Below are 25,081 nucleotides of genomic sequence, written 5' to 3'. Positions count from 1 at the left end.
CCCGACAGGAGTCAAGTTGCTATTTGCTCATGACACCGAGTGTGGCCTGGTCGCGGCCGCGGCGCTGGTCAACACGGCCGGCCCGGATCGGGAAGGGCTGCCCGATGTGGCCGCCCTCGACGAGTTCTTCGCCGCGTACGGGTGGACCGGGCGGCACGAGCACACCGAGGCGGAGCTGCGCGAGGTCCGCGCCCTGCGCCCCCGGCTCCGCCGGATCTGGTACGCCGACACCGACGAGGTGGTGGCCGTGGTCAACGGGCTGCTCCAGGAGTCGCACGCGCTACCCCAGCTCGTCCGGCACGACGACGAGCCGTACCACCTGCACGCCGTGCCGCGGGACGCGCCGCTGGCCACCCGGATGGCGGTCGAGGCCGCCATGGCGCTGGCCGACCTGGTCCGCATGGACGAGCTGAGCCGGCTGCGCCTCTGCGACCACCCCGACTGCGAGAACGTGCTGGTGGACCTCTCCAAGAACCGGTCCCGCCGGTTCTGCGACGCCGGCTGCGGCAACCGGGCCGCGGTCAGCGCCTACCGGGCCCGCAAGGCGGCGTCCCACTCCTGACGAACCCCGGGCCGGCCGGTCACGGGTGGGTCATCCGGAGCAGGTCCAGCGCCTCGTCGAGCTGGGTCTCGCTGAGCTTGCCCGAGTCGACGTGGCCACGGGAGATCACCACCTCGCGGATCGAGACCTGCTTGGCCAGCGCCTCCTTGGCAATCGAGGCAGCCTCGTCGTATCCGAGGTGGCGGTTGAGCGGGGTGACGATCGACGGGGAGCCCTCGGCGTACGCCAGGCAGACCTCGGCGTCCGCGACCAGGCCGACCACCAGGCGGTCGGCGAAGAGCCGGCTCGCCGCGGCGATCAGCCGGATCGATTCCAGCAGGTTGCGGCCCATCACCGGGAGCATCACGTTCAGCTCGAAGTCGCCCTGCGAGCCGGCGAACGCCACGGTGGCGTCGTTGCCGATCACCTGCGCGCACACCTGCCGCATCGCCTCGGCGACCACCGGGTTCACCTTGCCCGGCATGATCGACGAGCCGGGCTGGAGGTCGGGGATGCGCAGTTCCCGCAGGCCGGCGCGGGGGCCGGAGCCCATCCAGCGGATGTCGTTGGCCATTTTGTAGAGGCCGACCGCGACGGTGCGGAGCTGGCCGGAGGTCTCCACCAGCGCGTCCCGGGCACCCTGCGCCTCGAAGTGGTTGCGTGCCTCGGTCAGCGGCAGGCCGGTCGAGGCGCGCAGCTTCTCGATCACCTTGCCGGCGAAGCCGAACGGGGTGTTGATGCCGGTGCCCACGGCGGTGCCGCCGAGCGGCAGCTCGGCGAGCCGGGGCAGCGCCCCCTCCAGCCGCTCGACGCCGTAGCGGACCTGGGCGGCGTAGCCGCCGAACTCCTGGCCGAGGGTGACCGGCGTGGCGTCCATGAGGTGGGTACGCCCGGCCTTGACCACGGTCTCGAACTCGGCCGCCTTCTCCTCCAACGCGCCGGCCAGGTGCTTCAGCGCGGGCAGCAGGTCCTCCACCACGGCCTGGGTGGCGGCCAGGTGGATCGAGGACGGGAAGACGTCGTTGCTGGACTGGGAAGCGTTGACGTCGTCGTTCGGGTGCACGTTGCGGCCCAGCTCCCGGCCGGCCAGCGTGGCGATCACCTCGTTGGTGTTCATGTTGGACGACGTGCCGGAACCGGTCTGGAAGACGTCGACCGGGAACTGGTCGTCGTATCCGCCGTCGGCGACGTGGGCGGCCGCGGTGGCGATGGCCTCGGCCACGTCCGCGCCGATCACCCCCAGCTCGCCGTTGACCTGGGCCGCCGCTCCCTTGATCTGCGCCAGTGCCTTGATCTGCGCCGGTTCGATGCCACGCCCGGAGATCGGGAAGTTCTGCACCGCACGCTGGGTCTGCGCCCGCCACAGCGCCTCGGCGGGGACCTCGACCTCACCCATCGAGTCGCGTTCGATCCGGTAACCGGTCGCCTCTGGAGTCGTCACGCGTACCATCCTGCCGCGCTGGTCGCCGGTCCGCACATGATCGCTCAGTCCAGCTCGGCGAGCAGCGCCGCCACCTCGTCCCGCTCCGGGGCGTCGAGCTGCCGGAGGAGGTCGAGGGCCCGGGTCGCGTGCGTGCGGGCGGCCGCCGGGTCGGTCGGGCGCAGGCAGCGGGCGATGCCGGCCAGCGCGCCGGCCTCCTCGTGCCGGGCCCGCAGCCGGACCGCGTCCTGGAGCACCCGGCGGTAGAGGTCGAGCGCGCTCCGCACGTCGCCCTGGTCGAGCAGGGCCCGCGCCAGCAGGTTGCGGGAGAGGCAGCCGAGGACCCGGTCCCCGGAGGCGGTCACCGCGATCAACGCCTCGCGGTGCAGGGCCGCGGCGGCCTCCGGCCGCCCCAGCTTCCGCTCGATCACGCCCAGCTCGTTGAGCACCTCGCCCTCGCCGAAGCGGTTGCCCTCGCGGCGCTTGAGCCGGAGCGCCAGCCGCAGGAACCGCAGGGCGCCGGGAAGATCGCCGAGCCGGGCCCGGGCGGTGCCGAGGTGGCCGACCGCGTTGCGCACGCTGTTCAGGTCACCCGCCTCCCGGCCGAGGGCGAGCTGGCGGCGGGACACCGCCTGCGCCTCGGCGTACCGGCCCCAGGCCAGCAGCACCACGGTCTGGTTGTTCAGCAGCGCCGACACGGCGGCCGGTTGCCCGGTGGACCGGGCCAGTCCGAGCGCCGCGTCCAGGTGCCCCATGGCCGGCGCCAGCTGCCAGTTCGCCCCGTACGCGATGGCGAGGTTACGCCGGACGGTGGCCTCGCCCTCGCGGTCGCCCAGCCGCCGGCGGATCTGGAGGGCGCCCTCCATCAGCTCGATCGCCTCGGGGAAGCGGCCGAGCCGGAACAGCCCGGAGGCCAGGTAGTTGCGGGTGGTGGCGACAGCGGCGTCGTCGTCGCACCGCTCCGCGGCGCGCAGGGCGACGGTGTGCGTGTCGATCAGCTCGTCCAGGTGGCCCCGGCTGAAGAGGTGATACCAGCTCACCCGGGCGAGCTGCCAGCAGAGCCGGAGCAGGCCCTCGTCGGCCGCCAGCCGGACCAGTGCCGGCAGCGTGGACCGGTTGCGGTCGAACCACGCCGGACCCTCGGCCGCGCAGGCAGCCACCAGGTCCGGCCTCGGTGGCTCGGGCAGCACCAGGGCGGCAAGGCTGGCCGCCGGCTCCATCCGCCGGGAGATCGCGTACGCCGCGTGCAGGTGATGATCGAGCAGTCGCCGCACCGCCTCGGCCCGCTCCCCGGGCTGTCCCACCCCAATGAGCTGCCGGGCGAAGTCCCGCACCAGGTCGTGGAAGCGGAACCGGCCGGGCTCGGGCTCCTCCAGCAGATGGGCGTCGACCAAGCCGTCCAACAGGTCCTGCGCGTCGGCCGGCGGCAGGTCGGTGACGGCGGCCGCCACCTGATGGTCGAAGGACGCCCCGGGATGCACCCCGAGGAGCCGGAACAGCCGCTGCGCGGCCGGGTCGAGCTGCGCGTACGACAGGTCGAAGGCCTGCCCCACCGAGCGTTCCCCGACGGACAGCTCGATCAGCGCGTTCCGCCCGGCGGCCAGCCGGTCCGCCAGGTCCCGGACCCGCCACCGGGGCCGGTGCACCAGCCGCGCCCCGGCCAGCCGGATGGCGAGCGGCAGGTGTCCGCAGCGGCGGGCCACCTCGGCGGCCGCCTCCGGCTCGGCGCCGACCCGGTCCGCACCGACCACCCGGGCGAGCAGCTCGACCGCCTCGTCCGGGTCGAGCACGGCCAGCGAGGACGGCCGGCCGCCGTCGAGGCCGGTGAGCCGGCGTCGGCTGGTGATCAGCGTGACGCAGTCCGGGCCGTTGGGCAGCAACGGCGCCACCTGGACCGCGGTGGCCGCGTTGTCGAGCACCACGACCGCCCGCCGCCCGGACAGCTCGCTGCGCCACAGGGCCGCCCGCTCGTCGACGTCGGCGGGGATCCGCGCGGCGGGTACCCCGAGCTGACGCAGCAGCGCGGCCAGGGCCGCCGCCGGGGTGACCGGTTCACGCTCGCTGTGCCCGTGCAGATCGATGAAGAGGTGGGCGTCCGGGTAGCGCGCGGCGAGAACGGCCGCCAGGTGCACGGCCAGGGCGGTCTTCCCGGTGCCGGCCATCCCGTCGATCAGGTGGATCCGGGCGTCACGCTCCTCGATCTCCTTGACCAGCCGGGCCAGCGTGTCCTGCCGGCCGGTGAAATCGCTGATCGCCCGGGGCAGTGCCCGGACCGGGCTCGGGGCCGGTTGCTGCGGCCCGGTCAGGGCCAGGTCGCCGGCGAGCACGCGCTGGTGCAGCTCCTGCAACGCCGTGCCCGGTTCGATACCCAGTTCCTCGGCGAAGATCCGTCGTCCCTCGCGGTAGACGGTGAGCGCGTCCGCCTGGCGGCCGACCGCGGAGAGGGCCAACATCAGCTGGCCGCGCAGCCGCTCCCGCAGCGGGTTCCGCTCCACGGCCTCGCTGAGCTCGTCGATCAGGTCGGCCGCCCGGCGCAGCCGCAGCTCGACCTCGACGCACTCCTCCAGCACGGTGAGTCGCTGCTCGTCGAGCACCTGCGCCCGCCGGCGTACGCTCCGGCTCGCAATGCCGCTCAGCGCCGGTCCGCGCCAGAGCGCCAGCGCGGCCCGGTAGTGGCGGCTCGCCTCGGCCGGCTGCCCCGCGTCGACCGCCGCCCGGCCGGCCTCGACGGTCTGGGCGAAGACCTCGGCGTCCAGGTCGGCCAGAGCAACCCGGATGCCGTATCCGACCGGGTCGGTGACGATCGTCTCCGGCGGCAGGCCGAGCGCGACGAAGCGCTGCCGCAGCCGCGACACGCAGATCTGCAGCTGGGTCCGGGTGGTGGCCGGCGGACGCTCCTCCCAGATCGCGTCGACGAGTTCCTCGACGGGCACCACCCGGCCGGCCCGCAGCAACAGCATGGCCAGCAACGTCCGATCGCGACCCGCCGTGATGGTGGCCTCGCCACCGCCGACCCGCAGCGGCCCCAGGATCCCGAACCGCATCCGCGCCCCCGCACGCTCCTCGTGGAACTTCCGGCAGCGTAACCCGCCGGTCACCGCGCGCGGCGGGCGGGTGATAGCGAGGTGATAGCGGATCGACAGCAGCACGCCGGAGACTCGTGCCGGGTTGCCGGGCACGGCATCCGACGGGGGCGGTGCGCCCGCCCGGGCCCGCGCCCGGGCGGGCGCACCGATGTCGAACAGGGCTGACGGACGGCACGACGAAGGGGCGCCGGGTGCGATCCCACCCGGCGCCCCTTTCCGCGTACGTCGGAGGTCAGCGCCGCCCGACGGTGAGCACCGGCTTGGTGACCTCGGCGAAGAAGTCGTTGCCCTTGTCGTCGACCACGATGAAGGCCGGGAAGTCCTCCACCTCGATCTTCCAGACCGCCTCCATGCCCAGCTCGGGGTATTCGAGCACCTCGACGTGCTTGATGCAGTCCTGGGCGAGGCGGGCGGCCGGGCCGCCGATCGAGCCGAGGTAGAAGCCCCCGTACGCCTGGCAGGAGCGGGTGACCTGGGCGGAGCGGTTGCCCTTGGCCAGCATCACCATCGAGCCACCGGCCGCCTGGAACTTCTCCACATAGGCGTCCATCCGCCCGGCGGTGGTGGGGCCGAACGAGCCGGAGGCGTAGCCCTCGGGGGTCTTGGCCGGGCCGGCGTAGTAGACGGCGTGGTCCCGCAGGTACTGCGGCATCGGCTCACCGGCGTCCAGCCGCTCGGCGATCTTGGCATGCGCGATGTCCCGGGCCACCACCAGCGGGCCGGTCAGCGACAGCCGCGTCTTCACCGGATATTTCGCCAACTCGGCGCGGATCTCGTCCATCGGTCGGTTGAGGTCGACCCGGACCACCTCGGAGGTGTCCAGGTGGGCGTCGGTGACGTCGGGCAGGTAGCGCGCCGGGTCGGTCTCCAGGCGCTCCAGCCAGACGCCCGACGGAGTGATCTTGGCAACCGCCTGGCGGTCGGCCGAGCAGGAGACCGCGATGGCCACCGGGCAGGAGGCGCCGTGCCGGGGCAGCCGGACCACCCGGACGTCGTGGCAGAAGTAGCGCCCGCCGAACTGTGCGCCGATGCCGAAGTTGCGGGTCAGCTCCAGCACCTCGGCCTCCAGTTCGAGGTCGCGGAAGCCGTGCGCGCTCATCGAACCCTGGGTCGGGAGGGCGTCCAGGTACTTGGCGGAGGCGTACTTGGCGGTCTTCAGCGCGTACTCGGCGGAGGTGCCGCCGATGACGATGGCCAGGTGGTAGGGCGGGCAGGCCGCGGTGCCGATGAGCCGCAGCTTCTCCTCCAGGAACTGCATCATCCGCGTCGGGTTCAGCAGCGCCTTGGTCTCCTGGTAGAGGTAGGACTTGTTGGCCGAGCCACCGCCCTTGGCCATGAAGAGGAACTTGTACGCGTCGGGGTGCCCGTCCGGGTCCTCGGCGTAGAGCTCGACCTGGGCGGGCAGGTTGCTGCCGGTGTTCCGCTCCTCCCACATGGTCAACGGGGCGAGCTGGGAGTAGCGCAGGTTGAGCCGGGTGTAGGCCTGGTAGACGCCGCGCGAGATCGCCTCGGCGTCGGTGCCGTCGGTGAGCACGTGCCGGCCGCGCTTGCCCATCACGATCGCGGTGCCGGTGTCCTGGCACATCGGCAGCACCCCGCCGGCGGCGATGTTGGCGTTGCGCAGCAGGTCCCGCGCCACGAACCGGTCGTTCGGCGAGGCCGCCGGGTCGTCGATGATCGACCGCAGCTGGGCCAGGTGGGCCGGGCGCAGGAAGTGGGCGATGTCGTGCATCGCCTCGGCGGTCAGCGCGGTCAGCGCGGAGGGCTCCACGGTGAGGAACCGACGGCCACCCGGGCCGTTGACGACGTCGACGCCCTCGTCGGTGACCAGGCGGTATTCCGTCTGGTCCGGTCCGGTCGGCAGCAGGGGGGCGTACGAGAAGGCGGCGGCACTGCTCATGAGCGGAAAGCCTAGGGCAGAGCCGTCGATCGGTGGCACCCGCCGGGTGCGTCCTGGGACGCCGCTCTCACCCGGCCTCACTTGCCGTCGGCGCAGAGTTCGTTCTTCGGGCCGCAACTGCCCTGGTCCGTCGGGGGTCGCCAGGTGTCGCCCGGGTCCGGCACGGGCACCGTCCCCTCGTCCGGCTGGGGCACCCCGGCCGCGCCGGCGCCCCAGCGGACGTACCCGATCTCCCGGCCCTCTCCGATGATCATGCCGTTCGGGCCGACCGCCAGGGCGTTCGCCGAGGTCCGCAGCAGGACCAGTTCCCGCCCGCTCAGCGGCTCGACCGCGATCAGCCGGGACGGCTTCTCCTCGGCGATCAGCGCCGCGTACGGGGTGAGCGCCGCGCCGCTCTTCCCACCGGCCGGCCGCGTCCACCGGGTGCGGTCGGCCGACAGCTCCCGGCCGAGCAGCGAGCGCTTGTCGGCGCTGCGCACCAGCGCGTAGCGGTCGTCGACGGCGAGGAGCTTCTCGCCCTCCGCGCCGACCTGCAGCAGCCGGCCGTCGTATCCGTCGATCACCGCCTCGCGCCCGTCCGGGGCGACCCCGATCAGCACGTTGCGGGCGCCCTGCGGGTCCTCCCGCTGCACGCAGCCGGCGTAGTCGGCGGTCCGCAGGTTCACCCCGTTGCGCCGCCACACCTGCTGGCCGGTGGCCGGGTCGACGGCGGTGAGGACGAAGTAGCAGGTCCCGTCCTTGGAGGTGGCGGCGATCCGGAGCAGCCGCCCGCCGACCACCGCGAGCCGCTCCTCGCGACCGGGCTCGACGTTCTGGAGCACCCGGCCGGTGGCGGTGTCCACCACGTGCACCCGGCCGTCGACCGGGAAGCCGAGCAGCGGCGGGACCGACTCCGGCCCGGCCACCCCGCCGTCGATCCGCGGCGCGCCGAGCCGCCGGGTGCCCAGCAGGTCCGGGTTGTCGGCGAGCACCCCGCTGTGCACGCCGGGCAGGAACGCGCTCCACCGCGGCGTGGTGCCGCGGGGCTCCCAGGCGCGCAGGGTGCAGTCGGTGGGCTCCACGCAGTAGGCGTCGAGCAGCAGGTTGCGGTAGGTCCAGACGGCCACCGCCCGCTCGTCGCGGCGGCGCACCACGCCGGTGGCGGGGTCGAGCACCTCGTACCCCTTGTCCAGGAGCTTGCCCACGGCGACGACCGGGTCCCGGTCGCTGCCGGCCACCGCCGCCCAGTCGGCCTTGCGCTCCCAGAGCTGCGCGCCGTTGGCCAGGCTGCGCGCCTCGACCCGGGTGCGCTGCTCGACGATCACCGTGTCGCCGGCGATCGTGACGCTCCTCGGAGTGCCGCCGACCCGCTGCTGCCAGACCACGTCCGGCTCGGAGATCGGCTTGCTCCGGTCGACCCAGTCCCACAGGCCCGGGAACGGGTTCCACACCCCGGTGGCGGCGAGCACGATCACGGTGATGAGCCCCAGCAGCAACCAGCCGCGTACGCCAAGGCCCTTCACACCGCACACGGTAGCGACGATCACCGCTGGGCCCGCCCCCCGAGCGGCCGTGTCGCGCCGCTTTCTCGGCCGACCGAGGTGTTATGAGCCGCGGGCGGCGGAGCGGACCAGGGGCAGGGTGCGGTAGGGGATCTGCTCGGCCAGCGCGATGATCGTGGAGGCGCGACGGATCCCCTCCGAGGCGACGATCTGGTCGATGACCCGCTGGAGGTCGGTGTTCGACCGGGCCACGATGCGGCAGAGCAGGTCGCTGGAGCCGGTGATGGTGTGCGCCTCCAGCACCTCGGGGATGGCGGCCAGGTGCGCGGTCACCGGGTCGTGGCCGTGCCGCTGGCTGATCTCCAGGGTCACGAAGCTGGTCACCCCGAAGCCGATCGCGGCCGGCGAGATGTCCGGCCCGAACCCGGCGATCACCCCCCGCTCGACCAGCTTGTCGAGCCGGGCCTGGACGGTGCCCCGGGCCACGCCGAGGCGCCGCGAGCACTCCAGCACCCCGATCCGGGGCTCCTCGGCGAGCAGATCGATCAAGCGGGCATCGAGCGCATCGAGCTGTACATCCTGACCAGTGTTCATGGGGTTTCACATTACCGAATGCACAAGCTGACCAGCATTTTCGACAACTGTTGCCCAACTGGCGGCGACGCAGCGATCCTCGCCACAACAGCAGATCAACGGCGGCCCACGAGGCCGGCCGGTGCGCAAGGGAGGCCACCATGACCCAGGCGATCGACCGACCCCAGTCGACCGAGGAGGTCGACGTCGACGCCCTCGTCGGCGCCGTCGACCACGACATCACCCGCGACCCGTTCCCGGTCAAGGGCCTCGACCACGTGCACTTCCTGGTGGGCAACGCCAAGCAGGCCGCGCACTACTACTCCACCGCCTTCGGCATGACCTGTGTGGCGTACCGGGGGCCGGAGCAGGGCTACCGGGACCACGCCCAGTACGTGCTGACCAGCGGCTCCGCCCGGTTCGTGCTGACCGGCGCGGTCCGCCCGGACGCCGAGGGCGCCGAGCACGTGGCCCGGCACAGCGACGGCGTCTCCGACATCGCGCTGGAGGTGCCGGACGTGGACGCCGCGTACGCGCACGCCACCGCCCAGGGCGCGACCGGCCTGGTGGAGCCGCACGACGTCAGCGACGAGCACGGCACCGTCCGGATGGCGGCCATCGCCGCGTACGGCGACACCCGGCACACCCTGGTCGACCGGTCCCGCTACACCGGCCCGTTCCTGCCCGGCTTCGTGGCCCGCGCCCCGATCGTGGACCGGCAGCCGATGATCGACGCCGGCCTCCAGCCGAAGCGCTTCTTCCAGGCCGTCGACCACGTGGTCGGCAACGTGGAGCTGGGCCGGATGGACGAGTGGGTCGAGTTCTACAAGCGGGTCATGGGCTTCAGCAACATGGCCGAGTTCATCGGCGACGACATCGCCACCGACTACTCGGCGCTGATGAGCAAGGTGGTCGCGAACGGCACCCGCAAGGTGAAGTTCCCGCTCAACGAGCCGGCCGTCGCCCGGAAGAAGTCGCAGATCGACGAGTACCTGGAGTTCTACCAGGGCCCGGGCGCCCAGCACATCGCCGTGGCCACCAACGACATCCTGGCCAGCGTCGACGCCATGCGGGCGGCCGGCGTCGAGTTCCTGGACACCCCGGACTCCTACTACCAGGACCCGGAGCTGCGCGCCCGGATCGGCCAGGTGCGGGTGCCCATCGAGGAGCTGAAGTCCCGCAAGATCCTGGTCGACCGGGACGAGGACGGCTACCTCCTCCAGATCTTCACCAAGCCGGTGCAGGACCGCCCGACCGTCTTCTTCGAGCTGATCGAGCGGCACGGCTCGCTGGGCTTCGGCAAGGGCAACTTCAAGGCCCTGTTCGAGGCCATCGAGCGGGAGCAGGAGAAGCGCGGCAACCTGTAACACTGTCCGCGTGACCCAGCCTCCCCCCATGTCGACGCCGCCGCCCGCCGGGCCCCCGCCCGCGGGCGGCGGCTTCGCACCGCCGTCCGGGCCGTACCTGCCGCCGCAGCAGCACACCCCGCCCACGTACGCCGGGCTGCCGAGCTACCCCTCGCCACCCCCGGGGTACGCCCCGCACGCCGGCTTCACGCCACCCACGCCGGCCCCCAACGGGCAGCCGCTGGCCGGCTTCGGCGAGCGGCTGGTGGCCTGGCTGATCGACACCGCGGTGGCGACCGCGGTGGCGATGGTGCTCTTCGCGCCGGTCTTCTTCTGGATGGTCGTCAAGATGGTCGACGACATGCCGCCGCCCGGGCCGGACGGGACGGTGGCCGGTCCCGACTTCGCCACGGCCATGACCGACTTCTTCCTGCCGGTGCTCCTCGCCGAGTTCGGCGTCCTCGCGCTCCTACTGGTCTTCTACTGGCTCTACCACGTCGAGTACGCCCGCCGGACCGGGCAGACGCTCGGCAAGAAGGCGATGAAGCTGCGCATCGTGCCGCTCGACCCGAACACCCCGCTCACCCGGGGCATGCTCGGCAAGCGGTACCTGGTGGAATTCGTCGCCGGCTCGCTGGTGCCCTTCGCCAACTACGTCGACGGCTTCTGGCAGCTCTGGGACAAGCCCTGGCAGCAGTGCCTGCACGACAAGTTCGCCGGCACCGTCGTCGTTAAGGTTGCACCGTGAGCGTGAGGAGTGAGCCGGGTCTGCGAGCCCCGCAATCGCGAACTGAGCTGGCACCGTGAGTGTTCAGCCCGGCTGGTACGTCGACCCCGCCGATCCCGAGACCCGCCGGTACTGGGACGGCGAGGGGTGGATCGGTGCGCCGATCCCGGTCGACGCCACCCCGCCCGACGGGCCACCGCCGCCCGAGCCGGCCCCCGCCGCCGCACCGGCCGCCGCCCCCGCCGCGCCGCACCCCGGCCGGCCGGCTCCCGGAACGCATCCGGGTGCCGCGGCTCCCGGGCCCCACCCGGGCCCGCCGGCCGGTGGGCCGGGACAGCCGTGGCCGGGCCAGCAGTGGCCGGGCCAGCAGTGGCCGGGCCAGCCAGGACAGCCGGGACCGTGGGCGGGACAGCCGGGGCGGCCGGGCCAGCCGGGGCCGCCGCCGGGCTGGCCGTACCCGGGCTGGCCGGGGCGGCCGCCAGCGCCGCGCCCGCACGGGCTGCCGCTCGCCTCGTACGGCGCCCGGCTGGTCGCCCGCCTGATCGACTTCGGCGTGGTGTTCCTGCTCAACGCCGCGGTCAACGGCTGGTTCGTCTGGCGTCTCCTCGGTGAGTGGGCCGCCCCGTGGCAGGAGTTCCTGCGGCGGGTCGACGTGGGTGACACCACCAACGAGCCGCTGCCGCCTCCCGGCGAGCAGTTCGCCGGCCTCCTGGTCGCCATCCTGCTGATCGCCACCGCGCTCTGGTTCGCCTACGAGGTGCCCTCGATGGCGGCCCGCGGGCAGACCTTCGGCAAGCGGCTGATGGGCGTTCGCGCGGTGCCTGTCGAGACGGACCAGCCGCTCGGCTTCGGCCGGGCCACCCGGCGCTGGAGCACCCTCGGCCTGCCCACCCTGCTCTGGTACTGCTTCGGCTTCGGCCTGCTGCTCCAGTTCGTCGACGCGGTCTCCCCGCTCTTCGACCAGCCGCTGCGCCAGGCCCTCCACGACAAGCGGGCGCAGACCGTGGTGGTCCAGCTCCCCCGCACCCGGCCCGACACCCGCACCGCCCCGCGCGACCGCGCCAACCCCCCGGGAGACACCCCATGACCGACACCGGACGTCACCAGCCTCCGCTGCGGCTCACCCGCGCCGACCTGGACGCGCTGCCCAACTACGTGCCCGGGCGCAGCCCGGCCGACCTGGCCCGCGAGCTGGGCCTGCCCGAGGCGATCAAGCTGGCCAGCAACGAGGTGCCGTACGGCCCGCTGCCCGGGGTCGTGGAGGCGGTCACCGCGGCGGTGGCCGGCTCGCACCGCTACCCGGACATGGGCGTGGTGGCGCTGCGCCAAGCCCTCGCCGAGCGGTACGGCGTGGACGCCGACCGGATCGCCACCGGCTGCGGTTCGGTGGCGCTGGCCGAGCACCTGGTCCGGGCCACCTGCCTCCCCGGCGACGAGCTGCTCTACTCGTGGCGGTCCTTCGAGGCGTACCCGATCATCGCGGCGACCAGCGGCGCGACCAGCGTGCGGGTGCCGAACGACGCCGGCCACGGCCACGACCTGGCCTCGATGGCGGCCGCGGTGACCGACCGGACCCGGATGATCCTGGTCTGCAACCCGAACAACCCGACCGGCACGGCCGTCCGCAGGGCGGAGCTGGACCGCTTCCTCGACGCGGTGCCGGACGACGTGCTCGTGGTGATCGACGAGGCGTACCGGGAGTTCGTCACCGACCCCGAGGTGCCGGACGGCCTGAGCTACCTGGACCGGCCGAACGTGGCGGTGCTGCGCACCCTGTCCAAGGCGTGGGGCCTGGCCGGCCTGCGGATCGGCTGGCTGGTCGCCGAGCCGACCGTGGCCGCCGCGGTGCGCAAGGTGGTCACCCCCTTCTCCACGAGCATGGCCGCCCAGGCCGGCGCGCTGGCCGCGCTGGCCCAGGCCGACGAGGTCGAGCGGCGCTGCGCGCTGGTCGTCGCCGAGCGGGACCGGGTCACCGAGGCGCTGCGCAAGTTCGTCCCGGACGTGCCGGAGAGCCAGGCCAACTTCGTCTGGCTGCCGCTGGGCGAGCGGGCCGTCGGGTTCGGCAAGGCGTGCGAGGCGCGTGGTGTGATCGTCCGGCCGTTCCCGGGCGACGGGGTGCGGGTCACCATCGGCACGCCGGCCGAGAACGACGCCTTCCTGGCCGCCGCCGAGGCCGCGCTGGCCTGACGGCGCAGGTCCGGGGCCGGTCCGTCAACCCCCTACGGACCGGCCCCGGACACTTCGGGCCGCTCGGCAGACCATCGGACGCCGGAGCCTCGCGACGAATCATACCATTTGTCCGTTTCTTCCGGTCAGGTTGCGGCGAGCAGCACCGGCTCGGCCATCAGGAAGTACCCCTGGTCGTCGTCGTCCGGGCGGGCCCGCTCCCGGGCCCGCTCCACGGCCACGTAACCGTCCGCCGCGTGTGCCCGGCCGGGCACCCAGCCGATCCCGTCCCGGCCGATGTCCATGGCGAACCGGGACCGCTCCGCCCCGGTCACCGGGTCGAGGGTGACCAGGTCCCGCCGCTCGGTCAGCAGGTGCACCCGGCCCGGCTCGACCGCGAGGATCCGGACCGGCCCCAGGTCGCCCCGGCGCCACAGCTCCTCGCCGGTGCGGGCGGACCGCCCGGTGACCACGCCGCCCGTGGTCCCCACCGCGCGCTCGCCGTCCAGCTCGGTGTCCGGGCCGTCCAGGGCGGGGGCGGCCAGCGGCTCACCCCCCGCGACCAGCCAGCCCCGGCCGGTCTCGTCGTCGCGCCCCCCCGTGCGCAGCCCCCGGCAGGCCGAGTGCCCGTCCCGGCAACCGACCGGGGTCACCACGAGCCGCTCCGGAGCATCCGGGGGCCGCCAGCGGCTGCGCACCGCACCGGTCGCGGCGTCCCGGAACTCGACCGTGGCCGGCCCGGCGCAGGCGTCCAACCCGAGCACCTCCCCGGCGGCCGTGGTGCCCACGTCCGTGCGGCAGCCCCACGCCGCCTCGGCCCGCCAGAGCCGGCGGCCGTCCGCCAGGGCGTACCCGCCGACCGCGCCGGGGCCCGCGGCGACCAGCACGGCACGGCCGTCGGCGGCCCGGGCGACGTGCAGGCCCGCCGGGTTCCAGACCGTGGCGGCGTAGGTGCGGCGCGGCTCGGGCAGCGCGCCCGGCTCTGGCCCGTCGGCCCGCCAGGCGACCCGCCCGGTACGCGCGTCCAGCGCCACCAGCTTCCCGTCGGACCAGCGACTCACCACCGTGGTGCCCTCGGCCAGCACCCCGACCAACTTCGCCGGCCAGCGGCGGTACGACCAGAACGGGGTGACCCGGTGCTTCCGGGAGACGGGCTGGTCGGCGTACACCTGGCGGGCGCCCGCGTAGACGCGGAGCCGGCCGTCCACGACCAGCGGCGCCACCGGCAGCCGGCCGATCACCCCGATCGGCGGGGTGGGCACGGCCGGGTAGGCGCCCCGGGCGACCGTCTCCACCTCGGCGGGGGCGAGGACCCGGAGGACCACGGCGGCCGCCGCCGCGACGGCCAGCACCGCCACCAGCGTCACCGCGATCCGCCGCCCCGAGGGCTTCCCCATGCCGCACCTCCGCCCGGCACCCTACCCAGCGGCGGCTCCCGGACGCCGCGCGGCGTCAGCGGCGCGGAACGGTTGCCGCCGGCCCCGGTCGGGTGCGGGACCGGTCGGCTCAGGCGGCCTCGGCGGACCGGGCGGGACCGACGGCCAGCGCCAGGTCGGCCAGGTCACGCCGGAGAGCGCCCTCCACCGCCCGGGCGGCCAGCCCTCCGAGGATCAGGGCCAGCACCCGGCCGTACGCGCGGGTCGGCACCGCCTCGTGCTCGACGGTGACCTCGGTGCAGCCGCGCCGCCGACGCTCGACGGTGCGCAGCGTCCAGGTGATCCGGTAGTCCGCGCCCGCGCCCCGCGAGCTGAGCACCAGCCGGGCCGGGGCGACCGCCTCGACCACCAGGAACTCCTCCGGCTCGGCGCCGCCGTCCGGCCGGACCCGGGTCTCCCGCCAGGCGGTGCCGGGCCCGAGGTCGCCGGAGCTGAGGTCGCCGGTGCTGAGGATGTCGACCGCGCCGACCGCGGAGAGCCAGTCGGCCCGCGCCGGGAGGTCGGTGAGGAGCCGCCAGACGTCGACGTCCTGCGCTTCGATGAATGCGGAAACCGTCACCGTCGACATGGCACCTCCCGTGTCGTCCACGGTACGGGCCGTCACCGGGTAACGGGAGCCTTGCGTGACATTTCCACCACCGGTGCCCCGATCGGGGCACCGGGCCACGGCGAGGGTCAGCGACGGAAGACGTCCCCCCGGATCGCGGCGACGAACGCTGTCCAGCCCGGTGGGCTGACCGCGAGCGCCGGACCCTGGGGGTCCTTCGAGTCGCGTACGCCCACCACGCCGTGCGCGGCGACCGCGTTGGTCGCCACTTCGACGCAGAGGCCCTGATCGTTGGAACGGCTGCTGGTGCGCCAGATGGCGCCGGTCAGCTCGGTCATCGTCTCGGTCCTTCCGGTTCCACTCGGGGTGCGCCCCGGCCCGCACCGCCGGGGCGTACGCAATCCGCGACGATCAACGGCGAAGGAAACGTCCCCGGTCGCACAGCGGGTGCGACCGGGGACGGAGAGTGAACAGGGGGCGGTTCAGCGGGCCGGCAGGATGCTCCCGGTGACCTCGCCGAGGGCGATGGTGGTGCCGTCCGGGCCGGGCGCGGTGGCGGTGATCGTCACCGTGTCGCCGTCCTCCAGGAAGGTCCGCGCGGCGCCGTCGGCGAACTTGACCGGCTCGGTCCCGCCCCAGGTCAGCTCCAGGAACGAGCCGACCTGCCCGCGCTCCGGCCCGGAGACGGTGCCGGAGGCGTAGAGGTCGCCGGTCCGCAGCGACGCGCCGTTCACGGTGAGGTGGGCGAGCTGCTGGGCCGGGGTCCAGTACATGGTGGCGAAGGGCGGCTCGGCGACCCGCTCGCCGTTCCACTCGACCGACAGGGTCAGGTCCAGCCCGAGGTGCGGGGTGTCGCGCAGGTAGTCCTGCACCGGCGGGTCCTGGTCGGGGGCCGGTACGAAGGCGGCGGCCAGCGCGTCCAGCGGGGTGACCCAGGCCGAGACCGAGGTGGCGAAGGACTTGCCCAGGAACGGCCCGAGCGGCTGGTACTCCCAGGCCTGGATGTCCCGGGCGGACCAGTCGTTCACCAGCACCACGCCGAAGACGTGGTCGGCGAAGTCCGCGACCGCGACCCGGTCGCCGAGCCGGCTCGGCACCCCGACCACGAAGCCGACCTCGGCCTCGATGTCCAGCCGGACGGAGGCGCCGGTGGTCGGGCCCTGCGCGCTGGCCCGCTGCCCGGTCGGGCGGACCACCGGGGTGCCCGAGACCACCACCGTGCCCGCCCGGCCGTGGTAGCCGATCGGCACGTGCTTCCAGTTCGGCAGCAGCGCCGGCTGCCCGGGCCGGAAGATCTGCCCGACGTTCGACGCGTGGTGCTCGGACGAGTAGAAGTCGACGTAGTCGGCCACCTCGAACGGCAGCAGCAGCTCCGCCTCGCGCAGCGGCACCAGCAGCGGCTCCACGGCCGGCCGGTGCGCGGGGTCGGTGAGCAGCTCAGTGACCCGCTGCCGGACCGCGGTCCACCGCGGACGGCCGAGCGCCATGAAGTCGTTGAGGGTGGGCCGGCCGAGCGCGCCGGCGGCCGGCACCAGCCCGGCGGCCTCCGCGCCGGCCAGGTCCAGCACGAAGTCGCCGATGCGTACGCCGATCCGCCGCTCGCGGTCGCCCCGCCGGAACACCCCGTACGGCAGGTTGCTCACCCCGTACGGCGATCCCGCCGCACCCGTCACCCAGCTCATGCCGCCACTCCGCTTCGCTCCGTGCCGCCATGAGGCACCAGCGCACTGAACCTGCTGATTCGCTCGCTGCGCTCGCTCATTCCTCGAAGCCCCCGTTCACCAGCCCCAGCCGGATCAGATCGGTCAGTGGTTCGGAGATGCTGCACGAGCCGTAGCCGACCCAGAGCGGACGCTCGGCCTCCCGCTGGGACCGGGTGAGCTCGACCACCCGGAGCGGGTCGGTGGCGGCGAGCAGGTCGGCCACGCCGTCCACCTCGGCGCCCCCGGTGGCGGCCAGGGTGGCCGCCAGCACGTTGACGAAGCCGTGGTGGCTGAAGCCGGTCTCCGGGTCCCGGTGCCGGACCGCGTGGTGCAGCCCGGCGGTCAGCTTGAACGGCAGTTCCCGGTCCCGGCAGGCGCAGATCACCGCGGCCAGTTCGACCGGGGTCGGGAAGAGTTCGGCGGCCAGCCCGCCGGTGCGGAACTTGGCGGCCACCGGCAGCCCGCCGGCCCGCGCCTCGGCGAGCGCGTCCAGCGCGCCCATCAGGCCGAAGGTCAGCGGGATCTCCGCGTAGACGGTGGTGCCGCCGAGGCGCTCGGCGAGCTTGACCAGGTCGGTGAGGCCCGGCTGCGGGTCCTCGCCCCGCTTGGCGACGGGGGCCTCGACCTGGCAGGCGGTGACCCCGTCCGGTGGCAGGAAGGACATGGCGAAGGGCAGGCCCTCGACGCCGGTGTCGCCGATCAGGCCGATCACGAAGCCCTCAGCCGGGTCGACCAGGCCGCTGAGCTCGCCGGCCGCAATCGACGAGGCGGGCAGCAGCAGCGGGCCGACCAGGTCGGCGTACCAGCCGGCCCGGTGCTGGCGATGCGCGGCCACCGCGTCCGGCAGCGCGGCGCTGCCGGGCGGGAAGACCGCCGCGTCGTCCACCAGGCCGGCGAAGAGGCGGGGCACCTGCGTTGACACGAGACAAGAATCTACGGGACGCTACGAGTAACGGACAACCGCGTCCGATTATCGGACGTCACCGGCCGGAGAACGGGACATATCGGGAGGCGAGATGCCGTACTACCGCAGCGTCGGCGAGGTGCCCCGCAAGCGCCACACCCAGTTCCGCCAGCCCGACGGCACCCTCTACGCCGAGGAGCTGGTCGGTCAGGAGGGCTTCTCCTCCGACTCCTCGCTGCTCTACCACCGGCACGCGCCCACCGCGATCGTGGCCGCCGAGGAGTTCACCCCGCCCGCCTTCGCCCGGGTGCCCAACCTCCCGCTCAAGCCGCGGCACCTGCGCACCCACAAGCTCGACGGGGCCGGCGCCGACCCGGTGCTCGGCCGGCAGTACCTGCTCGCCAACGACGACGTGCGGATCGCGTACGTGCTGGCCGACCGGCCGTCGCCGCTGTTCCGCGACGCCACCGGCGACCACTGCCTCTACGTCGAGGCCGGGACCCTGCGGGTGGAGTCGCCGTTCGGCGTGCTGGAGGCGGTGGCCGGCGACTACGTCATCATCCCCACCTCGACCATCCACCGCCTCGTGCCCACCGGCGACGAGCCCACCCGACTGCTCGCCATCGAGGCCGCCGGCCACATCGGCCCGCCCAAGCGCTACCTCTCGGTACGCGGGCAGTTCCTGGAGCACTCGCCCTACTGTGAGCGGGACGTCCGCGGGCCGGACTCACCGCTGCTGGTCGACGAGACCGACGCCGAGGTGCTGGTTCGGCACCGGCGCGGTTGGACCAGGTACGTCTACGCCCACCACCCGTTCGACGTGGTCGGCTGGGACGGGCACATGTACCCGTGGGCGTTCTCCATCCACGACTTCGAGCCGATCACCGGCCGGATCCACCAGCCGCCGCCGGTGCACCAGACCTTCCAGGGCCCGAACTTCGTCATCTGCTCGTTCGTGCCGCGCAAGGTGGACTACCACCCGGACGCCATCCCGGTGCCCTACAACCACCACAACGTCGACTCCGACGAGATGCTCTTCTACACCGGCGGCAACTACGAGGCCCGGCGCGGCTCCGGCATCGAGCAGGGCTCGATCTCGCTGCACCCGTCCGGCTTCACCCACGGCCCGCAGCCGGGCGCCGCCGAGCGGTCGATCGGGGCGGACTTCTTCGACGAGCTGGCGGTCATGGTCGACACCTTCCGCCCGCTGGACCTCTGCGACGCCGGGACCGCCTGCGAGGACGACGCGTACGCCTGGACCTGGGCGCGCCGGGCCTAGCGCACTGCGCGCCGGCCGGTGCGGGCGAGCACGACGAACTCGGCCAGCAACGTCACGGTGATCCCGGCGACCAGCGGCCACGGGCCGCCGACCAGCGCGTAGAGCACCAGCAGCGCCGGGGCGGCGGCCACCGCGTACACCGCCAGGGCGAGGTTGCGGTCGGCGCGGAGCAGCCCGGGCAGGACCGTGTCCAGCAGGCCGGGCAGCCGGGTCGCGTGCCGCCAGACCAGCAGCGCCCCGCCGAGCGCGGCCAGCAGCGCGAGGACCCGGGACGGGCCCGGCGCGACCGGGGCCAGGAAGGCGACCAGCACGGTGGCGACCAGCGACCAGCCGGCGCCGTGGAGCACCAGCCGGCGCAGCCCGTCGGCGACGGTCGGGCCGGTGTCGACGCCCGCCGGGTCCAGGGCCGCCGCCTCGGCCAGGTGCTCCAGCGCCTCGGCGTAGCGGCGCTGCTCCAGCCGGATCACACCCATGTCCTGCCGTGCCGCGGCCAGCTCCGGGTCCAGCCGCAACGCCTCCCGGTAGGCCCGCTCGGCCAGGTCGTACAGCTCCAGCCGGGCGGCCACCAGGCCGAGCACCAGGTGCGCCTGCGCCGCGTCCGGGGCCAGCTCCACACCCCGCCAGGCGGCGTTGAGCGCCGGCTGCCCGTTGCGCGCGCCGGCCAGGATCGCGGCGGCGCTGCGCTGGGCGTACGCGTCGTCCGGGCCGAGCGCCAGGATCTCGTCCCCGGTGCTCGCCGCGGCCTTCCACCGGCCCAGGTCGACCAGGGCGAAGCCGCGCGCCACCAGCGGCGACAGGGCCCCCGGGGCGGCGGCCACGGCCGCCTCGGCGACCCGCAGCGCCTCCGCCGACCGGTCCGCGGCGAGGTGCACCCGGGCCAGCATGCCCAACGCCTCGGCGTGTCCCGGGTGGCTGGCGAGGGCGTCGCCGAGTTCCTCGGCGGCCTCGTCGTACCGGCCCAGTTCGGCGAGGAGCTGCGCCCGCTGGAGGTAGCCGTCGGCGGCGGACTGGTCGGGGGCGGCGTCGTTCGGCATCCCGGCGAGCGTAGCCGTCCGCCCGGTCCCCCGCCCGCCGGCGGACAGGCGGGACGCCGGTCAGGCGCTGTGGCAGCGGGACCGGTCCAGTGAGCGCCCGCAGGTGCCCAGGCTGCACCAGCGCCGCAGCCCGCTCTCGTCCAGGAAGAGCCACCCGCACCGCTCGTCCGGGCAGGTCCGGAGGGTGAGCCGGCGCGGGTCGGCGAGCATCTGGGCGGCGCTCCAGGCGACCGCGTGCAGGGGCATCCGGAGCCCGGCCCCGAGTTCCGGCCACCAGCGGCCGCCGCCGTCGGTCTCGCGCCGGAACACCAACTCCTTCGCGGCGGCCTCCGCGTACCGGGCGACCACCTCGAACGCGTGCCGGTCGTCCGGTTCGGTCAGGCACCCGTACAGGGCGTGCCGCAGGCCCCGGGCCTCGGCGAGCACCGCCTCGGCCCGGTCGGGGTCGCGCCGACCCAGGTGCACCAGCCGGCTCACCGACACGTCGTCGACGAGCCCCACGTGCCCGGCCCACACGGCCAGGGTGCGGTAGCCGCGCAGCCACTCGGCGCCGGGCAGCGGCGGCTCGTGCCCCCACCCGGCGAAGGTGTTGCAGAAATCCAGGGCGGGGTGCCCGCCGACGCTCCACGGCAGGCTCTCGTCACGGACCCGCACCTCGTACACCGGCCGCCCGGGCCGGTCCAACCGGTCGTCGCCGCGCAGGATCCGGCGGTGCACCTCCCGCAGGCGCGCCCCCGGTTCGACGCCCAACTCGTCGGCGAGCACCTGCCGGGTGGTGCCGTACAGCCGCAACGCGTCGGCCTGGCGGGCGCCCCGGTACAGCGCCGTCATGAGGACGGCGACGAGCTGTTCCCGGGTCGGGTGCCGGGCGGCCAGGGGCATCAGCTCGGCGATCGCCCGGGCGTGCTGGCCCAGCGCGAGCTGCGCCTCGGCGCGCAACTCCACGGCGACCAGCCGGAGCTCCTCGACGGTGCCGTGCAGCCGGTCCCGCAGTTCCCCGTCCGCCGCGTCGGCGAGCAGCGGCCCCCGCCAGAGGGCCAGCCCCCGGTCGAGCAGTCGCACGCGCTCCGCCGGGTCGGCGGCGGCTCCGGCCGCCCGGACCAGCTCGCCGAACTCGTCGACGTCGACGCGGTGCCCGTCCGCCTCGACGAGGTAACCCTCGCCCGCGGTGCTGATCCGCACCCCGTACGGCGTGAGTGCCCCCCGCAACCGGCCGATGTACGTCTGCACCGCGCCCCGGGCGGAGACCGGCGGCCGGCCGTTCCAGAGCAGGTCGATGAGGCGGTCGGTCGGCACCATCCGTCCCGTGTCGAGCAGCAGCACACCGAGCAGGCAGCGTTCCTGGCGGCGGCTGCCGACCTCGACGGGCCGGCCCTGGTGGCGGGCCTCGAAGGGTCCGAGCAGGTGGAACTCCATACCGAACAGGACGGGCTGGCCCGCGCCGCCGGTTGTCATCCGGCGGTGAGCGAACGGTGGGCGCCCCGGCGGCCGGCCCGACATCCGGGTGGCTGCGGCCCGGCTCCGGCTCGACGCGCGGTGAGCCCGTGGTGAGCGGGCCCCGTGATCCTGGTCCGGTCCTGACCGGAAGCACGAATGGAGTGACCATGCGTTTCAAGATGAGCGTCGCGGTGGCGTCGGTCGTGGCCGCGCTCGTCGCGGCCCTGCCGGGCTCGGCGTCCGCCGCCGGCGGCGACGTCGCCCCCGGCGCCTGGGAGCCGGCGCCGCAGGAGGCGTTCGAGATGCCGGCCGGCGCCCGGTGCGACTTCGCGGTGCGGGTCGAACCGATCGTCGACGAGGTCCGGAAGCTGACCCTGGCGACGTACCCGGACGGCTCGCCGAAGCGGGAGCTGTTCACCGGCGCCCTGATCGATCGGGTGACCAATCTGGAGACCGGGGCCACGTCCACGGCGGACGCCAGCGGCACCTCGCTGGTCGTCTACGGCACGGACGGGTCGATGACCTGGTACGTGACCGGCCCGGTGCTGCTCGGTTTCCGGGAGAACGCGGGTTCGCTGCCGAAGGGGCTGTGGATCGTCGACGGCCAGTTCACCGTGGAGTTCACCCCCACCTTCGAGAAGACCATCACGATGCTCCACGGCACGACGCACAACGTCTGCACGGACGTCGACTGATCCGGCGCGGCGACCGGGTGCCACCCGGTCGCCGCGTCACGCCGTCGGGGCCTCGTACACCAGCGCCACCGCGATGCCGGTGAGCCCTTCGCCGCGTCCGGTGAAGCCCAGGCCGTCGGTGGTGGCGGCGGAGACTGTGACCGGCGCGTTCACGGCGGCCGAGAGCACCCGCTGCGCCTCCCCGCGACGCGGACCGATCTTGGGCCGGTTGCCGACCACCTGGACCGACACGTTGCCGATCTCGAAGCCGGCCGCCCGCACCCGCCGCGCGCTCTCGGTCAGCAGCGCCACCCCGGACGCACCGGCCCACTCCGGCTGGTCCACCCCGAAGTTCGCGCCCAGGTCGCCGAGGCCGGCGGCGGAGAGCAGGGCGTTGCAGGCGGCGTGCGCCGCCACGTCGGCGTCCGAGTGGCCGGCCAGGCCGTCCTGGTCCGGCCAGTGCAGGCCGGCGACCCAGCAGGGCCGTCCGGCCGCGAAGGCGTGCACGTCGGTCCCGATGGCCACCCGAGGAACGATCACGAGCCGAGGGTACGCGTCAGGCGCCGGTGGCCAGCAGGTGCTCGGCCAGGGCCAGGTCGAACGGGCGGGTGATCTTCAGGGCCAGCTCCGACCCGGGTACGCAGACCACCGGGACGCCCAGCTTCTCGACCAGGCCGGCGTCGTCGGTGAGCGGGTCGCCGGCCGCCTCGTGCGCGGCGGTCAGCACCGACCGGCGGAAGCCCTGCGGGGTCTGCACCGCGCGCAGGGCGGCCCGGTCGACCGTGCCGAGGACCCGCTCGCCGGCGTCGACCTCCTTGACGGTGTCGACCACCGGCAGCACCGGGATCACCCCGTCGTGGCCGGCGCGGACCGCCGCGGCCACCGACTCGACCAGGTCGGGCGGGGTGAGCGCCCGGGCCGCGTCGTGCACCAGGACGATCTCCGGCCCGGCGGGGACGGCGGCCAGCGCGGCGGCCACCGACGCCTGGCGCTCGGCGCCGCCGGCGACCACGGTCACCGGGGCCACCGGCGCGAGCATGGCCCGGACCGACTCGACGTCGGCGGCCGGGGCGGCCACCACGACAGTGTGCACCGAGGGGGCGGCGGCGATCCGGCGTACCGCGTGCACCAGCAGCGGCTCGCCGGCGAGCAGCCGGAGCGCCTTGGGAGCGCCCGGGCCGAGGCGTACCCCGGCTCCGGCAGCAGGAACAAGGACCGCGACGTCACCGCGCGGATTGAGCTGCGCGGTCACGTCGCGGTCCTCGGATTCGTTTGCTACGGGGTGGGTACGACGATGTGGTGCGGATCAGGCCTCGGTCAGCACCTTGTCGAGCAACGTCTCCGCCTCGTCCTTGGTGCTCTTCTCGGCCAGCGCGACCTCGCCGACGAGAATGTCGCGTGCCTTGGCCAGCATGCGCTTCTCACCCGCGGAGAGACCCCGCTCCCGCTCCCGGCGCCACAGGTCGCGGACGACCTCGGCGACCTTCAGCGGGTTACCGGAGGCCAGCTTCTCCAGATTCGCCTTGTAACGCCGCGACCAGTTGGTCGGCTCCTCGGTGTGCGGTGCACGGAGCACGTCGAAGACCTTGCCCAGGCCCTCTTCGCCGACCACCTCGCGCACACCCACGATCTCGGCGTTCTCGGCGGGCACCCGGACCGTCAGGTCACCCTGCGCGACCCTCAGGACGAGGTACTGCTTAGGCTCGCCCTTGATGACCCGAGTCTCGATTGCCTCGATGAGTGCGGCCCCGTGGTGGGGGTAAACAACGGTCTCGCCGACACTGAAAACCATAGGTTCGAAACCCCTTTCGCTGTGTCTAGGGTAACACGCTCAGGCACCGATGTCTCACCGCTGTCCTGACCGTTGGCGCAGCTCAGGGACCCTGTGAGAGGTATTTCTCCAGCTTGACAGGCGGTCAAGCCGATGGTTTCGACACGCTCCGTAACTAACGGATGACAACCCGGTAAGAGTGACGGAAGCGTTCATATCTAGGGCGATGCGCTCCTTCCATGGTAGCTCCGGAATTCCGCGTGCGCCCAGGTGTGGCGGTACGACCACCGGTGCGGGACGCTTGGGATGGACTGACGTCCGCTCACCGAGACGGTTCCTGGGGGTCCGATGGGCATGCCTGACGCTGAAGGCCACGGGCCCTCCGACGGGCTGCCCGACCTGCCCCCGGAGTGGGGCCGGGTGGTCGTCCCCGACGACGCCTCGGCGCTGGACGAGGAGGCCCGCCAGGTCCGCCGCGAGCTGCGCCGGAGCCGCCGGCAGGCCGCCGGGCGGCGGCGCCTCGGCCCGGCCGGCCGGCCGACGCTCGGGCTGCCGGTGCTGGTCCTGCTGGTCGCCGTGGTGATCACCCTCACCGGGCTGGCCGCGGTCACCTGGCCGCGGTCGAACCGCTCCGGGGGCGCCCCCACCGTGCTGCCCTACCCGACGGCCCCGGTGGGGCCGCTGCCGGCGCTCGACCTCGTCGGCCCCGACGACGCTCCGGTGCCGCTGCGCAGCCTGCTGCCCGCCATGATCGTCCTGGTGGACGCCTGCACCTGCGCGGAGCAGGTCACCACCGCGGCGGCCGCCGCGCCGCCGGAGGTCACCGTGGTCACCGTCACCGAGGGCCGCACCGCCGGCACCGCCACCGCCCCGGGGGTACGCCCGCTCGCCGACCCGGCCGGCGGCCTCCGCTCCTACCTGCACCTCTCCGCCCATCCCGGCACGGCCGCCGCCCTGCTGGTGGACCGGCAGGGCACCCTGGTCCGGGTGGTGCCCGAACTGGGCCCGGCGGCGGACTACCGCGACGACCTAGCCCGGCTGGCCGGCTGACCGCCG

Annotated in this window: 23 protein-coding genes; 8 read left to right on the top strand and 15 right to left on the bottom strand. The window is 74.1% G+C overall.

Features of this window, described 5'->3' with window-relative positions:
* The first annotated feature begins 16 nt into the window (after positions 1-16).
* Positions 17-562 carry a CGNR zinc finger domain-containing protein gene (locus AB0F68_RS09160; RefSeq protein ID WP_357334210.1) on the top strand — a complete coding sequence of 182 codons (546 nt, stop codon included), beginning with the start codon at positions 17-19 and terminating at the stop codon, positions 560-562.
* 19 nt (positions 563-581) lie between these two features.
* On the opposite strand, the gene AB0F68_RS09155 is transcribed toward AB0F68_RS09160, so the two are convergent.
* The 5 genes from AB0F68_RS09155 to AB0F68_RS09135 form a co-directional block, all read right to left on the bottom strand.
* On the bottom strand, positions 582-1,991 hold the full coding sequence (locus AB0F68_RS09155) for a class II fumarate hydratase (protein ID WP_357334208.1): 1,410 nt from the start codon (positions 1,989-1,991) through the stop codon (positions 582-584).
* A 35-nt stretch (positions 1,992-2,026) separates the two neighbouring features.
* Entirely contained in the window at positions 2,027-5,005 is a 2,979-nt protein-coding gene (locus AB0F68_RS09150; protein WP_357334730.1) for a BTAD domain-containing putative transcriptional regulator, read from the bottom strand.
* A gap of 274 nt (positions 5,006-5,279) precedes the next feature.
* On the bottom strand, positions 5,280-6,947 hold the full coding sequence (locus tag AB0F68_RS09145; RefSeq protein ID WP_357334205.1) for a fumarate hydratase: 1,668 nt from the start codon (positions 6,945-6,947) through the stop codon (positions 5,280-5,282).
* 77 nt (positions 6,948-7,024) lie between these two features.
* A complete protein-coding gene (locus AB0F68_RS09140) occupies positions 7,025-8,458 on the bottom strand; it encodes a PQQ-binding-like beta-propeller repeat protein (protein ID WP_357334200.1) in 1,434 nt (477 codons plus the stop codon).
* Positions 8,459-8,530: 72 nt separating this feature from the next.
* Positions 8,531-9,022 carry an Lrp/AsnC family transcriptional regulator gene (locus AB0F68_RS09135; RefSeq protein WP_357334195.1) on the bottom strand — a complete coding sequence of 164 codons (492 nt, stop codon included), beginning with the start codon at positions 9,020-9,022 and terminating at the stop codon, positions 8,531-8,533.
* Between the two features lie 140 nt (positions 9,023-9,162).
* On the opposite strand from AB0F68_RS09135, the gene hppD reads away from it, so the two are divergent.
* From hppD to hisC, 4 genes are read left to right on the top strand one after another with little or no spacing between them, the layout of a single operon-like run.
* The gene (gene hppD, locus AB0F68_RS09130; RefSeq protein ID WP_357334192.1) at positions 9,163-10,368 is read left to right on the top strand and encodes a 4-hydroxyphenylpyruvate dioxygenase; all 1,206 of its coding nucleotides are present in this window, start codon (positions 9,163-9,165) and stop codon (positions 10,366-10,368) included.
* A gap of 10 nt (positions 10,369-10,378) precedes the next feature.
* Positions 10,379-11,095, top strand: a complete 717-nt coding sequence (locus AB0F68_RS09125; RefSeq protein WP_357334189.1) for an RDD family protein — start codon at positions 10,379-10,381, stop codon at positions 11,093-11,095.
* Between the two features lie 55 nt (positions 11,096-11,150).
* Positions 11,151-12,161 (top strand): RDD family protein, encoded by a 1,011-nt coding sequence (locus tag AB0F68_RS09120; protein ID WP_357334187.1) that lies wholly within the window; start codon positions 11,151-11,153, stop codon positions 12,159-12,161.
* The gene (hisC, locus tag AB0F68_RS09115) at positions 12,158-13,261 is read left to right on the top strand and encodes a histidinol-phosphate transaminase (RefSeq protein ID WP_357334185.1); all 1,104 of its coding nucleotides are present in this window, start codon (positions 12,158-12,160) and stop codon (positions 13,259-13,261) included. The genes AB0F68_RS09120 and hisC overlap by 4 nt, the downstream gene beginning before the upstream one ends.
* A gap of 125 nt (positions 13,262-13,386) precedes the next feature.
* On the opposite strand, the gene AB0F68_RS09110 is transcribed toward hisC, so the two are convergent.
* The 5 genes from AB0F68_RS09110 to AB0F68_RS09090 all read right to left on the bottom strand — a co-directional run bounded on the left by AB0F68_RS09110 (position 13,387) and on the right by AB0F68_RS09090 (position 17,848).
* Positions 13,387-14,637 (bottom strand): PQQ-binding-like beta-propeller repeat protein, encoded by a 1,251-nt coding sequence (locus AB0F68_RS09110; protein WP_357334182.1) that lies wholly within the window; start codon positions 14,635-14,637, stop codon positions 13,387-13,389.
* Between the two features lie 109 nt (positions 14,638-14,746).
* The gene (locus AB0F68_RS09105) at positions 14,747-15,244 is read right to left on the bottom strand and encodes an SRPBCC family protein (RefSeq protein WP_357334727.1); all 498 of its coding nucleotides are present in this window, start codon (positions 15,242-15,244) and stop codon (positions 14,747-14,749) included.
* A 107-nt stretch (positions 15,245-15,351) separates the two neighbouring features.
* Positions 15,352-15,561: a DUF397 domain-containing protein gene (locus AB0F68_RS09100; protein WP_357334180.1), complete on the bottom strand. Its 210-nt coding sequence runs from the start codon at positions 15,559-15,561 to the stop codon at positions 15,352-15,354.
* 144 nt (positions 15,562-15,705) lie between these two features.
* Entirely contained in the window at positions 15,706-16,905 is a 1,200-nt protein-coding gene (gene fahA, locus AB0F68_RS09095; protein WP_357334178.1) for a fumarylacetoacetase, read from the bottom strand.
* Between the two features lie 76 nt (positions 16,906-16,981).
* On the bottom strand, positions 16,982-17,848 hold the full coding sequence (locus AB0F68_RS09090; protein WP_357334176.1) for a hypothetical protein: 867 nt from the start codon (positions 17,846-17,848) through the stop codon (positions 16,982-16,984).
* 94 nt (positions 17,849-17,942) lie between these two features.
* On the opposite strand from AB0F68_RS09090, the gene AB0F68_RS09085 reads away from it, so the two are divergent.
* Complete coding sequence (locus AB0F68_RS09085) at positions 17,943-19,109, top strand: homogentisate 1,2-dioxygenase domain-containing protein (RefSeq protein ID WP_357334173.1); 1,167 nt, start codon at positions 17,943-17,945, stop codon at positions 19,107-19,109.
* On the opposite strand, the gene AB0F68_RS09080 is transcribed toward AB0F68_RS09085, so the two are convergent.
* Positions 19,106-20,143, bottom strand: coding sequence for a tetratricopeptide repeat protein (locus tag AB0F68_RS09080; protein ID WP_357334171.1), 1,038 nt, complete (start codon positions 20,141-20,143; stop codon positions 19,106-19,108). The genes AB0F68_RS09085 and AB0F68_RS09080 overlap by 4 nt on opposite strands.
* Before the next feature lie 60 nt (positions 20,144-20,203).
* Positions 20,204-21,598 (bottom strand): BTAD domain-containing putative transcriptional regulator, encoded by a 1,395-nt coding sequence (locus AB0F68_RS09075; protein ID WP_357334169.1) that lies wholly within the window; start codon positions 21,596-21,598, stop codon positions 20,204-20,206.
* 149 nt (positions 21,599-21,747) lie between these two features.
* Between AB0F68_RS09075 and AB0F68_RS09070 the strand changes: the two genes are divergently transcribed.
* On the top strand, positions 21,748-22,275 hold the full coding sequence (locus AB0F68_RS09070; protein WP_357334167.1) for a hypothetical protein: 528 nt from the start codon (positions 21,748-21,750) through the stop codon (positions 22,273-22,275).
* A gap of 36 nt (positions 22,276-22,311) precedes the next feature.
* On the opposite strand, the gene ispF is transcribed toward AB0F68_RS09070, so the two are convergent.
* The 3 genes from ispF to AB0F68_RS09055 are packed head-to-tail and all read right to left on the bottom strand — an operon-like array spanning position 22,312 to position 24,046.
* Entirely contained in the window at positions 22,312-22,794 is a 483-nt protein-coding gene (ispF, locus tag AB0F68_RS09065; protein WP_357334164.1) for a 2-C-methyl-D-erythritol 2,4-cyclodiphosphate synthase, read from the bottom strand.
* Between the two features lie 16 nt (positions 22,795-22,810).
* Positions 22,811-23,506 (bottom strand): 2-C-methyl-D-erythritol 4-phosphate cytidylyltransferase, encoded by a 696-nt coding sequence (gene ispD, locus AB0F68_RS09060; protein WP_357334161.1) that lies wholly within the window; start codon positions 23,504-23,506, stop codon positions 22,811-22,813.
* Positions 23,507-23,560: 54 nt separating this feature from the next.
* Positions 23,561-24,046 carry a CarD family transcriptional regulator gene (locus tag AB0F68_RS09055; RefSeq protein ID WP_007073334.1) on the bottom strand — a complete coding sequence of 162 codons (486 nt, stop codon included), beginning with the start codon at positions 24,044-24,046 and terminating at the stop codon, positions 23,561-23,563.
* 327 nt (positions 24,047-24,373) lie between these two features.
* Here AB0F68_RS09055 and AB0F68_RS09050 point away from each other — a divergent pair, with 327 nt between their 5' ends.
* Complete coding sequence (locus AB0F68_RS09050; protein ID WP_357334159.1) at positions 24,374-25,075, top strand: hypothetical protein; 702 nt, start codon at positions 24,374-24,376, stop codon at positions 25,073-25,075.
* Positions 25,076-25,081: the final 6 nt, after the last annotated feature.

Source organism: Micromonospora sp. NPDC023966 (assembly GCF_040639095.1).
In the GTDB taxonomy this organism is placed as follows: Bacteria; Actinomycetota; Actinomycetes; order Mycobacteriales; family Micromonosporaceae; genus Micromonospora.
Note: the sequence above shows the minus strand (reverse complement) of the source record. Positions and strands in the feature narration are given on the sequence as shown.

What these genes read in the sequence shown, in the direction of transcription:
- AB0F68_RS09155 (WP_357334208.1), bottom strand. Translation starts at nt 1,991, where the DNA reads ATGGTACGCGTGACGACTCCAGAGGCGACCGGTTACCGGATCGAACGC.
- AB0F68_RS09150 (WP_357334730.1), bottom strand. Translation starts at nt 5,005, where the DNA reads ATGCGGTTCGGGATCCTGGGGCCGCTGCGGGTCGGCGGTGGCGAGGCC.
- AB0F68_RS09145 (WP_357334205.1), bottom strand. Translation starts at nt 6,947, where the DNA reads ATGAGCAGTGCCGCCGCCTTCTCGTACGCCCCCCTGCTGCCGACCGGA.
- AB0F68_RS09135 (WP_357334195.1), bottom strand. Translation starts at nt 9,022, where the DNA reads ATGAACACTGGTCAGGATGTACAGCTCGATGCGCTCGATGCCCGCTTG.
- hppD (WP_357334192.1), top strand. Translation starts at nt 9,163, where the DNA reads ATGACCCAGGCGATCGACCGACCCCAGTCGACCGAGGAGGTCGACGTC.
- hisC (WP_357334185.1), top strand. Translation starts at nt 12,158, where the DNA reads ATGACCGACACCGGACGTCACCAGCCTCCGCTGCGGCTCACCCGCGCC.
- AB0F68_RS09110 (WP_357334182.1), bottom strand. Translation starts at nt 14,637, where the DNA reads ATGGGGAAGCCCTCGGGGCGGCGGATCGCGGTGACGCTGGTGGCGGTG.
- AB0F68_RS09105 (WP_357334727.1), bottom strand. Translation starts at nt 15,244, where the DNA reads ATGTCGACGGTGACGGTTTCCGCATTCATCGAAGCGCAGGACGTCGAC.
- AB0F68_RS09100 (WP_357334180.1), bottom strand. Translation starts at nt 15,561, where the DNA reads ATGACCGAGCTGACCGGCGCCATCTGGCGCACCAGCAGCCGTTCCAAC.
- fahA (WP_357334178.1), bottom strand. Translation starts at nt 16,905, where the DNA reads ATGAGCTGGGTGACGGGTGCGGCGGGATCGCCGTACGGGGTGAGCAAC.
- AB0F68_RS09085 (WP_357334173.1), top strand. Translation starts at nt 17,943, where the DNA reads ATGCCGTACTACCGCAGCGTCGGCGAGGTGCCCCGCAAGCGCCACACC.
- AB0F68_RS09080 (WP_357334171.1), bottom strand. Translation starts at nt 20,143, where the DNA reads ATGCCGAACGACGCCGCCCCCGACCAGTCCGCCGCCGACGGCTACCTC.
- AB0F68_RS09075 (WP_357334169.1), bottom strand. Translation starts at nt 21,598, where the DNA reads ATGACAACCGGCGGCGCGGGCCAGCCCGTCCTGTTCGGTATGGAGTTC.
- AB0F68_RS09070 (WP_357334167.1), top strand. Translation starts at nt 21,748, where the DNA reads ATGCGTTTCAAGATGAGCGTCGCGGTGGCGTCGGTCGTGGCCGCGCTC.
- AB0F68_RS09055 (WP_007073334.1), bottom strand. Translation starts at nt 24,046, where the DNA reads ATGGTTTTCAGTGTCGGCGAGACCGTTGTTTACCCCCACCACGGGGCC.
- AB0F68_RS09050 (WP_357334159.1), top strand. Translation starts at nt 24,374, where the DNA reads ATGGGCATGCCTGACGCTGAAGGCCACGGGCCCTCCGACGGGCTGCCC.